We start from the raw sequence: 15,151 nt of genomic DNA, 5'->3' as shown, positions 1-15,151 counted from the left end.
AAATTAACAGGCGTTGCAAATCAACAGTCAGTATTCAGCATTAAAAGTGAGAATCGTCAGGAGGTTAAGATGAATCCGGATATATTGGAGCTAAAACTGCGGGGGCTCTGCTGCAGCCAGATTATGATGGAGCTTGGACTAAGAAAGCTGGAGAAGGAGAATCCTGATCTAGTTGCTGCAATGGCGGCTCTTTGCAATGGTTTTTGGCAGGGGAAAATCTGCGGTATCCTTTCTGCTGCGCTGTGCTTGCTGTATCTTGCTGATCCTGAAACAGCAGGAGCGCACGGGGAAGTGCTGCGGGAGTGGTTTGAAGACTCCTTCGAAAGCCAGGACTGCGATACACTACTTTTAGACAATCCGATGAATAAGGTGGAGAAATGTCCCATGATGCTTAATGCGACGTTTCTTAAGGTCTGCGAGCTGCTGGATTGGGAGTAATCCCACTCGGCAACCTCGCTTAGTCTTGCGGAAAAGAGGTGGCGTGTGACAACGATGGAAAACATTGCTTGTCTCAGCAAATCAAGGCTGTTTCAAGGAATTGAACGGAAGGAACTTGAGGACGTTTGCCGGTTTGTGGTGCCCTCTGAAGGAAAGTTCCTGAAAAACCAAATCATCGTAAACCAGGGTGAAGTGCTGAGCCGTGTGGGTATCTTGAAGAAAGGAACTGCGTTCAACACGAAATACCACTTTAACGGGAATGAACAGATTTTAAGAATCTACAGGCAAGGCGAGGTGTTATCGCTGGATGCAGTCAGTACCACGTTATCAACAAGCCCGGTAACCATTGTCAGCCAGTCTGACAGCAGTGTCCTTTTTCTGACGTACAAGAGAATCTTTGAAACGCCTGAGATTGACTGCTCGCTGAAAGAACGGATTCTGTTCAATAGCAGTGAAATCCTAGGGAATGAACTGATTCGGCTTATGTATAAAATCGATGTGCTGTCCAAGAGAACCCTGCAGGAGCGAATTCTCACGTACTTAAGCTTGATTCGGGAAAAAAACAATTCGGACACCTTTGAGATCGATATGAACCAAGAACAGCTCGCTCAATATCTGTGCGTCAACAGGAGTGCCCTTTCAAAGGAACTGAATTTGATGAGGAGGAAGGGAATGATTCATTACCGGGGAAAGCGATATACCTTGATTCAAGCGATAAGATAAAATATTTCGAAATTATGTTGTATATACAACAGTTATGTGGAGCGAGGCATGATACACTGTATTCAAGTAAAAACCTATGGAAGCACCTGGAATTAATCTGGGTCTCCACGAGCTAAGATTTGCCTCTTTAGCGTAAAGGAATTTCTTACATAATGCTGTTGACAGTAAATTACTTTCTGTAATTGAAGTCACAGTCAGAGCTTGAGAACAGAAAAAAATAACCGCAGTAAAAGGAAGAGCGCCCAGGCTCTTCCTTTTATGTAGACAGATGTAAATGCTGGTAATACGCCAAGGTAATAACAATTGGGCGCTGTACGGTTAAGAACTTTTAGATAGTGCTGAAATATGCTGGATAAGAGGGCGATTGAAAATGGCAGAAGATGATCATCTCGTGGTGCTAAAACGATCACAACTGTTCAAGGGACTTAGCGAAGATGATATCCGTCTGGTCCGGGATTTTTCCATGCCTTCCTTGAAAGAATATGATAGGAATCAGGTCATCATTGGACAGGGCGACCCTGTCAGAAAAATTGGAATCCTCTGCCGCGGAACGGTGCTCAGCACCAAGTACCATTACAACGGCGAAACGCAGATTTTGAGGATTTATAAACAAGGCGAGGTGCTTGCTTTGGATGCAGTCAACACCACTTTCTTAACGAGTCCGGTGAGTTTAATCAGCCAGTCTGAGTGTTCGGTACTGTTCCTTTCGTATCAAAAGCTCATTTTATCGGACAAGCTAAGCCATTCAGTCAAAGAGACAATTCTTACAAACAACAGTGAGATTCTGAGCAATGAGCTTGTACGACTGATGTATAAGATTGACGTGCTGTCAAAACGCACCCTTCAAGAGCGGGTTCTGACTTATCTGAGTATTATCCGGGAAAAAAAAGGAAGAGACACCTTTGATATCAGCATGAATCAGGAACAGTTTGCTCAGTACCTTTGCGTAAATCGCAGTGTTCTTTCAAAGGAACTGAATCAGATGAGAAAAAAAGGATTGATTGATTATAAGAAAAACAGGTACACCCTATATGAACAAACTGGTGTGGCAAAAAAGACAAGGTAGTAAAGTGGAATGTTGTATATACAACAGAATAAAGACCTTCCCTCGTGCTAAACTTACGTAAATTTAACGGTAGGGATATCACGGTCAGGAGGTATCAGAGATGAAAGTAAAAGGAAATTATATAAACGGAGAATGGATCACCGCTTCCTCAGGCAGAGAAAGAAAGGTGGTCAACCCCTCAAACGGAGAAGTGATTACATCAATTGTTGACAGTACTGTTGAGGATACAAAAGCAGCCATAGCAGCAGCAAAAAGAAGCTTTTATGGTACGCGCGAATGGCGGGATATGTGCCCGCAGGAACGAGCGGATACCATGCTGAAAATTGCCGATGCCATCGATGCGCGAAAAGAAGAGATTGCTCGGCTTGACAGTATCAATAACGGAAAACCGCTGAGAGAGGCAGAGTGTGATATCGATGATGCGGTACATTGTTTCCGTTATTATGCAGGACTGATTACCAAGCCTGCCGGAGGCGTATACAATGTAAACAAAGGCTTCGGAGAAATGCACAGCTACACCATTCATGAACCCATTGGCGTCTGCGCCCAGATCACTCCCTGGAATTATCCATTTTTGATGGCGGCGTGGAAGCTGGCGCCGGCACTGGCGGCAGGAAATTCCATTATCTTTAAGCCCAGCTCTGTGACGCCCCTTTCTTCCGTACTACTCTTTGAAATTTTTGATGAGCTGCAGCTGCCAAAAGGAGCCGTTAATCTGGTACTGGGTTCCGGAGGCGTCGCAGGTCAGGAGCTCGCGGAAAGCCTGGATGTTGACATGGTATCCTTTACAGGCAGTACCTCGGTTGGGCAGACCATTGCTCAAGCAGCAATCGGAAATTTAAAACGGACTGGACTGGAACTGGGCGGCAAGTCTCCAAACGTAATCTTTGCAGATGCAGATCTTGAAGGAGCAGTGGAATGGGCCATGATCGGCATTTTCTTCAATCAGGGGGAAGTGTGTTCCGCCGGATCGAGGATCATAATCGAAAAGTCCATGAAAGACCGATTTGTGAAGCGGCTTGCGGAAAGGGCCAATGCGATTACAATTGGAAATCCCCTTGAGAATCCAGATATGGGGCCGTTGGTATCAGAAGAACACATGAACACGGTTTTGGATTATATTAAAATCGGAAAGAGTGAAGGCGCTGTTTGTGTCTGCGGCGGAGAACGGTATACAGAGGGCGAATGCGCAAAAGGCTATTACGTCAGACCGACCATCTTTGATCATTGCACCCCGGAAATGCGGATTGTAAAGGAAGAGATCTTCGGCCCGGTGGTAACCATACAGACCTTTGAGACAGAAGAAGAGGCCGTTGCCTTTGCAAATGACACGCCTTACGGATTGGCTGGTGCTGTGTTCACCTCGGACGGGGCTCGTGCGCTGAGAGTCATCAAGGAAATCCGCGCCGGGATCACTTGGATTAATTGCTACAACCCGACCTTTAACGAGGCGCCATGGGGCGGCTATAAGATGTCCGGTATCGGCAGAGAGCTGGGCGTTCATGGTTTTGAAGAATACCAGGAAATCAAGCAGATCAATATCAATCTTGCTCCGGGGAAAGTCGGCTGGTACAGCGAAAAGGAAAATAATTTAGTTTATACCGCAAACCGATGATTTACAGCGGGGATAGACCTATGGTAGAATGAAACCGTACTGTAAAAAAATACATAACGCTTTGGAGGGATTATGAAAACCGGCGCAGTAATCGCAGCTTCAGGAATTCACCTGAATATACCTGACTTTGACCCTACCCTTCGGATGGGGGACACCTCGATTATAAAAAAGATGATTATCACGCTGCAGCATGCTGGCGTGGATCCTATTGTGGTGATCACAGGACATAATGCGCAGAATATAGAAAAGCACCTGGCAAAGATGAGTGTCGTATTTTTGCGAAATGGCGATTACAGGGATCGGGACATGTTCCACGCAGTTCAGATGGGCGTCCAATATCTGAATCAAGAATGCGACAGGATTTTTGTTATGCCTGTGGATGTACCTCTTTTTAACTCAGCAAGCTTGCGGCTGCTGCTGAATGGTAAAAAGGATGCAGTCTGCCCTGTTTTTAACGGCAAACCGGGACATCCCATCCTTCTGGGAAATGGGTTGTTTGGGGATGTCTTGAATTATAGAGGAAATAATGGGCTTTGGGGTGCGGTGACAGCAGGAGGACGAGAAATAGAATATATCGATGTCAATGACGAAGGCGTTTTGTTTGAGCTGGAGACGGAGGAAGATATTGAGCGATTGCGGCATAGTGTATCCCGAAATAGGGAACCGTTGCGCTACAACCTTCAATTGAAACTAGGGCGAAACGAACTGGTCTTTGGGCCAGGCATTCTGCAGTTTCTGGAGCTGGTGGATCGAACAGGTTCTATGCAGACAGCATGCAGGCAGATGAATATCTCTTACAGTAAGGGACTTAAAATGATCAGCCTGGCAGAAAAAGAGACTGGTAGACCCTTGCTTGAGCGCCGTGCCGGAGGAAGTGAGGGTGGTATTTCTTTTCTGACGGAAGAAGGCAGAGTCTTTGTCCGTAATTATATTGAGATGCGGGAAGACTTGGAACGATGTGCCGAAGGACTCTTCGTAAAGTATTTTGGAGGTGCCAAGTGAGACATCTGTTTCTGGAAGGGCCTGTGCAGGAAGGAAAGTCTACGTTGATCAGGAGGTTGATTGAGCCATATCTGGATCAGACTGGAGGCTTCAGCAGCCAGCGGCTTCTTGACGGCACAGGTGCAACGGTTGGATTTCGAATTGCGTCAGCTGCGGAGGCGCTGAATCTGACCAGAGAGTATGACCGGGAACTAAACGATATCTTTTTATATTTTGACGGAAGCAGGGCAGTGAAAACACCAGAAGTTTTTACTAAGGCAGCCCTGAATTATCTCACTAATTTCGATGGAAAAAAGCTGATCCTGCTGGATGAAATAGGAGGAATGGAACTGGGAGTATCAGCGTTCCGAGAGACCTTATATCAGGTTCTTGGCGGGAGTATTCCCTGCATCGGGGTGTTGAAGCTCGAGGAAAAAAACCGCCATATGTGCGAGCAGGCTGTGATTGATAAAAGCTGCCTAACCTGGCATCAAAAGCTGAAGAGGGATATGACGGAACGGTTTGATACAGAACTGGTTCCGTTTTCCCGAAGGATCGAGGCAGAAGCAGAGCGTTCCGTCAGAATGTTTCTAAATCAAATCTCTGATTATTCAAGGCAAAATTGATTTTATAAAGCGCCCGCACTAAGCGGGTTTTATCAGAATACCGTTGTGTTTTTATAAACAAAACGAAACTGTGGACTGCTGGGAGGTTTCATGGTGAAGGATTCAAAACATGTCAAGATTCGAATGACAGGGCTTGCCGCCCTTTTGGCGGTATGCTTTTTCGGGTCTTTTTTAATGGGAAAATATGCAATCGACCCAGGAACCCTTTTAAAAATTCTTTTATCGAGAGTAATGGATATCCCGGTGGATTGGACCGTACAGGACGAGACGGTACTGTTCAATGTTAGAATGCCGCGCGTCATTATGGCGGCGGTTATTGGCGGAGGGCTGGCGTGTGCAGGTGCTGCTTATCAAGGTATTTTTCAGAATCCCATGGTGTCACCGGATATTCTAGGTGCTTCCAATGGGGCGGCTTTTGGGGCTGCGCTGGGATTATTTTTCTCCATTGGGTATCAGGCGGTTTCCGTCAGTGCATTCCTGTTTGGAATTCTGGCCGTTGCAATTGTCCTGGCTATAAGCAGGAGGGTGAAGTTCAATGTCACACTGGGGCTTATTCTGGCAGGAATTATGGTTGGCTCTATATTTAATGCAGGGGTATCTTACCTGAAGCTGGTGGCAGATCCAACGGACACCTTGCCAGCAATTACTTACTGGCTTATGGGGAGTCTGGCCTCCACCAGAACGCAGGACGTCTTTTTCGCATGTCCTCCGATCATCATTGGCATTCTGCCGATCCTGCTGCTGCGCTGGAGACTCAATGTTCTTACCATGGGAGATGAGGAAGCCCGAACTATGGGAATCAATGCAAGAGTGGTGCGGACAGTAGTGATATTGGGTGCTACGCTCATTACCGCTGCTGCGGTATCTGTGAGCGGCCTGATTGGCTGGGTTGGCTTGGTGATTCCGCATTTTGCAAGGATGATCGTGGGAGACGACTACCGGACAATGCTTCCGGCTTCTGTTCTTCTTGGCAGCAGCTTTCTTCTGGTAGTAGACAATTTTGCTAGAATGCTGGCAACCAGAGAAATCCCCATCGGAATTCTTACGGCGTTTATCGGCGCGCCATTCTTTTTATATCTCATTTTGAAGGAGGGAGGCAGGCAGCGCTGAGCTTGCTTGTGTTAAGCGGTTTGCTTGCGACAACTTTTCGGATCACTTGGCTGATACGGAAAAGTCAACGGTACTTCCGCTTAATAGAAACGGAACGGACTGCCTGAAATGATATGGCATTACACGTAAACGATTTATCTTTTTCCTATAAAAGCAACGATGTGTTAAAGGGAATCTCTTTTCAGGCAGCTGAGGGATCGCTCCTATGTGTTTTGGGCAGAAATGGTGCGGGAAAGAGCACCTTGTTTCGCTGCATTCTGGGGCTTCTAAAGGGCTGGCGGGGAGAAATAATAATTGACGGAGCGGACGCAGGAACTCTTTCTCCGATCCAGCTGGCTGAAAAGATTTCTTATATTCCCCAAAACCACTCCACAGCGTTTTCCTATTCCGTTCTTGATATGGTTCTCATGGGGACAACTGCCCGGTTGAAACGATTTGAAAATCCGGGGAAACGGGAGCGAAAGATTGCAGAAGAAGCTCTTGATATGGTAAATATCCAGCATCTGAGAGATCGAAATTTTCAAGGGATCAGCGGGGGTGAGCAGCAGCTTGTTCTCATTGCAAGAGCGCTGGCCCAGCGGACCAGAGTCATTATCATGGATGAACCTTGCTCCAACCTGGACTACGGAAATCAGATCAAGGTCATGAAGGCGGTGAAAGACCTTGCAAAGCAGGGATATCTGATGATTCAGTCCACCCATAATCCAGAACATGTTTTTTTATTTGCCGATGAGGTGATGGTAATTCTGGATGGAATCATAGAGGCTATGGGGCCAGCGGATGAGATCCTTTCTGCGGAGCTGCTAAGGGAAATCTACGGAATCCATGTGAATTTGCATGAGATAAAAGAAAGACATCTTAAATTTTGTATTCCTGATCAAAGAGAGGTAAGTTATGTGGAAGCTTTATGATGAACTGATTGAAGAAATTCCAAGTGATATCACGGTGGACAACATTACGGTAGGTCTTAGCTGGACTGCAGTTACCGCAGGGAAATACTCCGGCGCGGCTATGACGGTTCGAGAACAGCAGGGACTGGATTTGGAAAGCCTGGGGAGTAGAAGAGGACAGCCCCTCAGGTATCTGGCAGCCCTGTCTAAATCGTGGAATTTCATGGAGGCATCGATTGGCGTAGCAGCAGTCAATGCTTATTTCAATAATAAGGATACGTGGAAGAGTACCGCTGCTTCGGGACAAACACCATGGAAGATTGCCAGCTCGGAAAATGCTTTTGATGCATATGGGCAAACAGTACTGGGGAAGAGAGTAGCGGTGATCGGTCATTTCCATCAGCTTGAAAAGTACCTGACAGGAGCGAGAGAAGTTAGTGTTTTGGAGCGGAGGCCCTCTGGAGATGATTACCCTGACAGCGCCTGCGAGTATCTTTTGCCGCAGCAAGACTTTGTATTTATAACAGGAGCAACTCTTGTGAATAAAACGCTTCCAAGGCTTTTGGAGCTTTCAAAAAATGCGAAGGTTATTTTGGTGGGGCCAAGTTCGCCTATGACACCAATCTTATTTTCCTATGGTGTGGAAGAAATCAGTGGATTTATGGTAGGAAGCAGCCAGGCGCTGATTGATTCGGTAGCCATTGCAGGTCATAAAGCCTTTTTTCAGTGCGGAGAACGAGTTCGTATGATCCGGAAAAGCGGACAGCAAGAAATAGCAGAGCAGGTTTCTAAAACAGGCTCTCTTATGAATAAAGAGGAGGATTAATATGAAAAGGAAAAATAACATGAAACTGAAGAAATTTTTGGCTGTTATCCTGATTCTTGCTCTGGCATTCTCAGCAGCAGCCTGCGGTGCCTCAGAACGGTCAGCGGATGAAACCGCTCCGGATACGAGAATCTTTGTGGATTCTGCGGGACGAGAGGTTGAGCTCCCAGCGGAAATTGATGCCATTGCTCCCTCCGGTCCATTGGCGCAAATTGTACTTTATACCGCCTGCCCCGACAAGCTGGCAGGTATCGCGGTTGCTTTTTCCGACCAAGCGAAGGCGCTGATTGATGAAAAATATTGGGGAATGACCCAGTTCGGTCAGTTTTATGGCAAGAATGCCAGCCTCAATATGGAGGCGCTAATTGCAGCCGCGCCTGACGTAATCGTAGATATCGGAGAAGCGAAGGATACGATTGCACAGGATATGGACGGGCTTCAGCAGCAGCTCAACATGCCGGTTGTCTTCATAGAAGCGACGCTGGATACCATGGATGAGGCTTATGAAAAGATTGGAGAATTGATTGGTGATACTGGGGAGACGGATCAGCTCGCTCAGTATTGTAAAGAAGTATCTGAGAAGGCGGCCAAAGTCAGCGCCTCAGTGGCGGAAGAAGACAGGCTGCGCGTTTATGAAGCGCTGGGAGACGCGGGGCTGAACACCAACGCCAGAGGGTCTTTTCATGCAGAGGTTATTGAAACCGCAGGAGGCATTAATGCGGCTGATCTGGAAGTGGTATCCAGCGGAGCGGGAAGCGAAGTCTCCATGGAACAGGTCATCGGCTGGAATCCAGATGTGATCCTAGCAGAGTCGGAGGAAGTCTATCAGATGATCCTTAGCGATAAAGCCTGGTCTGTACTGGATGCAGTAAAAAATGGACGGGTATATAAAATTCCTGCCTCTCCCTATAGTGCAATGGCAAACCCTCCTTCTGTCAATCGGATTTTTGGTATCCTCTGGCTGGGAGACATCCTGTATCCGGATCAGTACGGAGTTGATATTTCCTTGGAAATGCAAGAGTTCTACAAGTTGTTCTACCATGTGGATGTTGATGGAGCGAAAGCGGCAGAACTTCTGGGAGAATAAGCAGGAAGATCATTGGAAGCTTAATAAAGATAAAGGAGAATGGTGAGAATGACTGGAAGGAAAGGAGAACATGTATGAGACTGATCACAGTGGCAGGACCGCCATCCGCAGGAAAGACGTCGGTGATTTTGAAGCTTGCTGAGGCGCTGGACTTTGAGAACGGCAAAATGGGGGTCGTGAAATTCGACTGCCTGACCTCCTTTGATCATTTTCGCTATGAGGAAAAGGGTATTCCTGTAAAAACAGGATTCTCGGGAAAGCTGTGTCCTGATCATTTCTTTGTGAGTAACATTGAAGGTTCGGTGAACTGGGGTCTGCGCTCTGGGTTTCAACTGTTGATTACAGAAAGTGCCGGGCTTTGCAATCGCTGCTCGCCCTATATCAGAGGGGTTTTGTCCATATGTGTTATCGACAATCTTTCCGGCATTAACACCCCCCGCAAGATTGGGCCTATGATGAAGATGGCCGATATCGTAACGGTCACCAAGGGAGATATTGTATCTCAGGCAGAGCGGGAAGTCTTTGCCTTTAATATCAGGCAGGTAAATCCCTCTGCAAAAATCATCTTTATCAATGGTATAACAGGACAGGGGGCAACCATCCTAGCAAAACAAGTACAAAACGCTGAGGAAATCACCAGCCTTAGAGACAGCAGGCTCCGGTTTACCACACCGGCAGCTGTCTGTTCCTATTGTACCGGAGAAACACGAATCGGGGAGGAGTACCAGATGGGAACTATGAAAAAAATGGAGTTTGAGGGAGATCAGGTATGAGTTTTGAAACGTATATGGCCTGGGTCTTGACGACGCCGCTGAATCAAATTATCGCTCAGCATCCTGTTTGCCACGACTTTTTTCAGAATCTCAGAATCGGAGAACTCCATACAGAGCTCACACTGGAGGATGCGCTGTCCCATGTTGACTCTGAACTGTTCCAGGAATTCGGTGTGGAAAAACATGATGTCCTTCGGGAGTTTTGTGAGTTTTTGACAGTCTTCGGTCGGGGGGCAGAGGAAGGTGTCAGAGTCAAGAAAGTCACGATTCTGGGCGGCACCGACAAAGCCGGTGCTTCGGAGGTAACGGAGTGGTCGGTGTCCGTTGGTGAGATCATCAGTGTGGTGGGACCCACCGGTTCGGGGAAGAGCAGATTGCTGGCAGACATCGAGTGTTTGGCAAACGAGGATACTCCCACTGGAAGAAAGATCCTCATTGACGGAAGAGCGCTGTCAGATGAGGAGCGATTTGATATGGAGGGCAGGCTTGTTGCCCAGCTTTCCCAGAATATGAATTTCGTCATGGATCTCACCGTTCGGGAATTTCTAGAGATGCACGCAAGAAGCCGCATGTCGAAAAACATGGAGCATACCGTTCAGCGCTGTTATGAGCAGGCCAACGAGCTGGCAGGGGAAAAATTCGGCTGGGATGTAAAGGTAACCCAGCTCAGCGGCGGACAGTCAAGAGCCCTGATGATCGCAGATACTGCATATATGAGTGCATCGCCTATCGTACTCATTGATGAAATCGAAAACGCTGGAATTGATAGGAGGAAAGCCATAGATATTTTGGCTCGCAAAGAGAAAATTGTTTTGATTTCAACCCATGATCCACTTCTGGCTTTACGGGCAGATAAGAGGATTGTAATCAAAAATGGAGGTGTTAGCCGGATGATTGACACTTCCTTGGAGGAAAAACTTTGCCTGGAAGAGGTGGAAAAACTGGATGGGGTATTATACGGAATGCGGGAGTGCCTCAGACGAGGAGGAGAACTCAAAAGAGAGCTCTTGGTGAAGTAGCGGAGGAAGGCTGGGAAATGAGAGAGCCTATAGAACGAGAGAGCCTATAGAACGAGAGAGCCCGGCAATTTCTATATTGATCAGAGAATCAAAAGGAGGAAGAAGGATGTGGGAGATCTATGACAAGTTGATTGAAGGAATACCGGAGTCGTGGACAGCAGAGTCCATTGCGAGAGGGAGTGCCTTTTCTTACGTGAAAAGCCAGGGCGGGGTAGGCCTGGGCGGCCTGGTGAATTACGATATGAGAATGCCGCTTTACACAAAAAATCTGGAAGGGTTGCCGCTTCGGGAGGTGGCTCAGTGTATCAAGTCCTGGAATTTTTATGAAGCCTCCGTGGGGCTTGCTGCAATCAACGCCTACTACAACTGCCCGGAAATCGCCCGAAGCTCCGGTGTTCCCCTTGGGGAATCACGGCATGTGGAGGATCGGATTTATGACCCGTTTATCATGTCGCAAAATGAGATTCGGGGAAGGAAAGTAACTGTAATCGGGCACTTCCCATTTATTGAGACACTATTTCAGCCAATCTGTGATATGAGAGTAATTGCAGGCGAGGTTCCTGTTGAAGGAGACTATCCCTTCTCTGCAGCAGAATACCTGCTGCCGGACAGTGAATATGTTTACATCGGCAGTTCTTGTTTTCTCGAAAAAACCCTTCCAAGGCTTCTCGAATTATCGTGCAATGCAGTAAAGGTAACGCTGGTGGGTCCCTCTACCACCCTAGCTCCTGTATTATTTGAATATGGCGTTCATGATCTGTCGGGCTACGTGGTCAAGGATGCTGATCGGGCGATGAGGATGGTTCGGGGTGCAGAAAACGGAAAGATTTATTCTACAGGACAAAAAGTATCGCTTAGGAGGTAGTGATTTTAGTTGCCTAATAAAACAAACACAATTATAATGAACTTAGTTATATTAAATAATTAACGATTAAACCAAACAAAAACAAACTAAAACACGAGTCGAAAACATGGAGGGAATTATGAAACTGTTCAAAAAAGCACTGGTGCTGAGCACTGTTGCGGCGATGATCTTCGGACTGTCCGCAATAACAGCTTCGGCAGAGACAAAACCCACACTTACCATTGACGGCACCCCTTTGACCATTGCTGCCGATTTGGGAGCACCGTTCATCGATGCAGCCAATAGAACACAAGCACCCATCAGAGCTGTATCAGAAGGCCTGGGTGCACAGATCGCATGGGATCAGGCAACACAGACCGCGACCATCAACGGAAGCATCAAGGTCACAGTAGGCTCCTCTCAGATCAGCACAGCGTACGGAACGATTACAATGGACACGACTGCGGTGAACAAAGACGGCAGAATCTATGTTCCGATCAGATACGTTGCAAACGCCCTTGGATATGATATCGAAGGAAAGAACGAAAACGGTGCAATCACCGCCAATGTGATTAAAAAAGTGGATCTTACTATATCTGCAGCGGCGAGCTTGAAAGAGGCTCTTGACGAAGCCAAAGCTCTGTACAATGCGGAAAAACCAAATGCTACGCTGACCATCAGCTATGGTGGTTCCGGTGCATTGCAGCAGCAGATTGAACAGGGCGCTCCTGTAGATTTGTTTATTTCAGCAGCTCAGAGCAATATGAATGCATTAAAGGAAAAAGGTCTTCTGGCGGACAGCACCATCAAAAACATGCTGCAGAATAAGCTGGTACTGATCGTTCCTGCTGATTCCAAGGCAAATCTCACCAGCATTACGGACGTAACCAAAGCCGACGTCAAGAAGCTTGCTTTAGGTGAACCAACCACGGTTCCAGCGGGCAAGTATGCGACCCAGGTTTATACATATTACAACCTCATCGACAGCCTGAAGGAAAAGATCGTTTATGCGAAAGACGTCAGAGAAGTACTTACATGGGTTGAAAGCGGCAACGCAGATGCCGGTCTGGTCTATTCCACAGACGCCAAAGTTGGCGGAGATAAGATCAAGATCGTTGCAACAGCAGCAGAAGGCTCCCATGATCCCATCATGTATCCCGCAGCAGTCATCAAAGCATCAAAGCATGCTGTCGCTGCACAGGATTTCCTGAACTTCCTTACAACCGATACCGCGAAGGCCATCTTTGTAAAATACGGGTTCAGTGTAATGTAATTCCGTTTAGATACGGATTTCATTCCTGTATCCTGTGGTAATTCTCAGGGAGAATCAACAATGAATTTTGATCTTTCACCGGCACTTATTTCGATAAAGATCAGCGTGATTTCAACGAGTATCATCTTTATTCTCGGGATCACTACCGCTTGGTGGATGACAAACTACAGAGGCAGATGGCAGGGCTTGCTTGACGGCATCCTTACGCTGCCTCTTGTTTTACCTCCAACGGTGGCGGGCTTCGGAATTCTGCTGCTGATCGGGGTGCGAGGCCCCATTGGAAAGTTTCTAAGCCTTTTCGGCGTCAATATCATCTTTTCCTGGTATGCGGCTGTGATTGCCGCAACGGTAGTCGCCTTTCCGTTGATGTACCAGACTTCAAGGGCATCCTTCGAGCAGATTGATACCAATATCCTCAACGCTGCAAGGACGCTGGGCGTGACAGAATGGAAGGTCTTTTGGAAGATAGCGGTTCCTATGGCCTGGCCAGGGATTCTTGCAGGTACAGCCCTTTCTTTTGCACGCTCTATGGGGGAATTCGGCGCGACCTTGATGGTGGCGGGAAGCATACCAGGCAAGACGCTCACCATCCCCATTGCCATTTATTTTGCCACTGCCGGGGGCCAGATGCAGGTGGCTCTGGTTTGGGTGCTCATCATCTTTGCTATCTCTCTAACGGTAATGGTCGCTATGAATTACTGGAATAAGCGGCTGATCAAAATCAGGCAGGGTCCGGGAAGGTGAGGACAATGAGACTTACAATCGTCATCGCCGGGAAGGTGAACGTATGGGATTAACAATTGATATTACAAGAAAGCTCCATGGGTTCAAGCTGGAAATGGAGCTGTCCTTTGAACGAGAGATTGTAGCTGTTTTGGGCGCTTCTGGATCGGGAAAGAGCATGCTGCTGAACAGTATTGCCGGTCTGGTCAGGCCGGATAAGGGCAGGATTGCCCTTGATGAAACAGTCTACTTTGATTCAGCAAAAAAAATTAATATACCGCCACGGGACAGAAAAGTAGGATACCTGTTTCAGAATTACGCAATGTTCCCCCATCTTACCGTGGAGGAGAACATTGCCTTCGGGCTGGGAAAACTGCCGCGAGAAGAACAGAAGCGCAGAGTTTATGAGCTGCTGGAACGGTTTCATCTCTCTGAAATGGGGAAGCGCTACCCAACTCAGCTTTCGGGAGGGCAGCAGCAGCGGGTGGCACTTGCTAGAGCACTGGCAGTGGAGCCGCGGATACTGCTCCTTGATGAGCCCTTTTCTGCACTGGACGAGCACCTGAAAAATCACATGATGAAGGAGATGCTGGAGTCACTTAAGTGCTTTGAAGGCACGACCTTATTTGTGACACATAATATGGCGGAAGCATATCGTCTCAGCGATCGCATCGTCGTTGTAAACAACGGAAGCGTTGAGACCCTTGGAACGAAGCAAGAAGTATTCCACAAGCCGGAGTCCCTGCTGACCGCTAAGATTACAGGATGCAAAAATACTGCCGCCGCTATACGAAAGTCCCCGCGTATCGTAGAAATTCCTGCATGGGGCATTGCTGCAGAGACAGAAGGGGAAATCAACAGTGCAAAGGGTGCAGTTGGTATTAGAGAAAACCATATCAGAAGGGCTGCGGAGAAGGACCGGATCAATTGTTATCCGGCTTGGATCAGTGACGAAAATGAAGCGCCCTTCCGAACGACGCTTTACCTGAAAATCGGCGCCCCTCCCTCCCATTCCGGAGACTATCACCTTCAATGGGAGCTGGACAAGGAAGAGCGAGCAACCCTGACCGATCCTTCTTTTCTAATCTGCCTGGATCCGGCGCGTCTGTTCTTTATGAAGGAGGCGTAACTTGAACTTCAATGAATACGAGGACGAG

The 15,151-nt window shown here is 47.5% G+C and carries 16 protein-coding genes; all 16 read left to right on the top strand.

From position 1 onward, the window contains the following. Window positions 1-69: 69 nt before the first annotated feature. Complete coding sequence (locus FRZ06_15415; protein QOX64630.1) at window positions 70-438, top strand: C_GCAxxG_C_C family protein; 369 nt, start codon at window positions 70-72, stop codon at window positions 436-438. Window positions 439-483: 45 nt separating this feature from the next. Continuing rightward, entirely contained in the window at window positions 484-1,161 is a 678-nt protein-coding gene (locus tag FRZ06_15410) for a Crp/Fnr family transcriptional regulator (protein ID QOX64629.1), read from the top strand. Between the two features lie 370 nt (window positions 1,162-1,531). Next, window positions 1,532-2,227 (top strand): Crp/Fnr family transcriptional regulator, encoded by a 696-nt coding sequence (locus tag FRZ06_15405; protein QOX64628.1) that lies wholly within the window; start codon window positions 1,532-1,534, stop codon window positions 2,225-2,227. Window positions 2,228-2,327: 100 nt separating this feature from the next. After that, entirely contained in the window at window positions 2,328-3,842 is a 1,515-nt protein-coding gene (locus FRZ06_15400) for an aldehyde dehydrogenase family protein (GenBank protein QOX64627.1), read from the top strand. 72 nt (window positions 3,843-3,914) lie between these two features. After that, entirely contained in the window at window positions 3,915-4,844 is a 930-nt protein-coding gene (locus FRZ06_15395; GenBank protein ID QOX64626.1) for a LysR family transcriptional regulator, read from the top strand. Beyond that, on the top strand, window positions 4,799-5,449 hold the full coding sequence (locus FRZ06_15390; protein ID QOX64625.1) for a hypothetical protein: 651 nt from the start codon (window positions 4,799-4,801) through the stop codon (window positions 5,447-5,449). The genes FRZ06_15395 and FRZ06_15390 overlap by 46 nt, the downstream gene beginning before the upstream one ends. Before the next feature lie 123 nt (window positions 5,450-5,572). After that, window positions 5,573-6,559 carry an iron ABC transporter permease gene (locus FRZ06_15385; GenBank protein ID QOX65966.1) on the top strand — a complete coding sequence of 329 codons (987 nt, stop codon included), beginning with the start codon at window positions 5,573-5,575 and terminating at the stop codon, window positions 6,557-6,559. Window positions 6,560-6,672: 113 nt separating this feature from the next. Then, window positions 6,673-7,470, top strand: a complete 798-nt coding sequence (locus tag FRZ06_15380; protein ID QOX64624.1) for an ABC transporter ATP-binding protein — start codon at window positions 6,673-6,675, stop codon at window positions 7,468-7,470. Further along, on the top strand, window positions 7,454-8,275 hold the full coding sequence (locus FRZ06_15375) for a hypothetical protein (GenBank protein QOX64623.1): 822 nt from the start codon (window positions 7,454-7,456) through the stop codon (window positions 8,273-8,275). The genes FRZ06_15380 and FRZ06_15375 overlap by 17 nt, the downstream gene beginning before the upstream one ends. Before the next feature lie 19 nt (window positions 8,276-8,294). Beyond that, window positions 8,295-9,362: an ABC transporter substrate-binding protein gene (locus FRZ06_15370; GenBank protein QOX65965.1), complete on the top strand. Its 1,068-nt coding sequence runs from the start codon at window positions 8,295-8,297 to the stop codon at window positions 9,360-9,362. A gap of 74 nt (window positions 9,363-9,436) precedes the next feature. Further along, on the top strand, window positions 9,437-10,135 hold the full coding sequence (locus tag FRZ06_15365) for a hypothetical protein (protein ID QOX64622.1): 699 nt from the start codon (window positions 9,437-9,439) through the stop codon (window positions 10,133-10,135). Continuing rightward, complete coding sequence (locus FRZ06_15360; GenBank protein ID QOX64621.1) at window positions 10,132-11,154, top strand: ABC transporter ATP-binding protein; 1,023 nt, start codon at window positions 10,132-10,134, stop codon at window positions 11,152-11,154. Before FRZ06_15365 ends, FRZ06_15360 begins: the two co-directional genes overlap by 4 nt. Window positions 11,155-11,260: 106 nt before the next feature. Next, on the top strand, window positions 11,261-12,019 hold the full coding sequence (locus FRZ06_15355; protein QOX64620.1) for a hypothetical protein: 759 nt from the start codon (window positions 11,261-11,263) through the stop codon (window positions 12,017-12,019). A gap of 106 nt (window positions 12,020-12,125) precedes the next feature. Continuing rightward, a complete protein-coding gene (gene modA / locus FRZ06_15350; protein ID QOX64619.1) occupies window positions 12,126-13,271 on the top strand; it encodes a molybdate ABC transporter substrate-binding protein in 1,146 nt (381 codons plus the stop codon). Between the two features lie 60 nt (window positions 13,272-13,331). Further along, window positions 13,332-14,015: a molybdate ABC transporter permease subunit gene (gene modB, locus FRZ06_15345; protein ID QOX64618.1), complete on the top strand. Its 684-nt coding sequence runs from the start codon at window positions 13,332-13,334 to the stop codon at window positions 14,013-14,015. 43 nt (window positions 14,016-14,058) lie between these two features. After that, complete coding sequence (locus tag FRZ06_15340) at window positions 14,059-15,123, top strand: sulfate/molybdate ABC transporter ATP-binding protein (GenBank protein QOX64617.1); 1,065 nt, start codon at window positions 14,059-14,061, stop codon at window positions 15,121-15,123. Window positions 15,124-15,151 lie beyond the last annotated feature (28 nt).

It is taken from the genome of Clostridiales bacterium (genome assembly GCA_015243575.1).
Lineage (GTDB): Bacteria > Bacillota > Clostridia > Peptostreptococcales > Anaerovoracaceae > Anoxybacterium > Anoxybacterium hadale.
The sequence above is the reverse complement of the archived record's forward strand: the minus strand, read 5'-3'. Positions and strand labels throughout refer to the sequence as shown.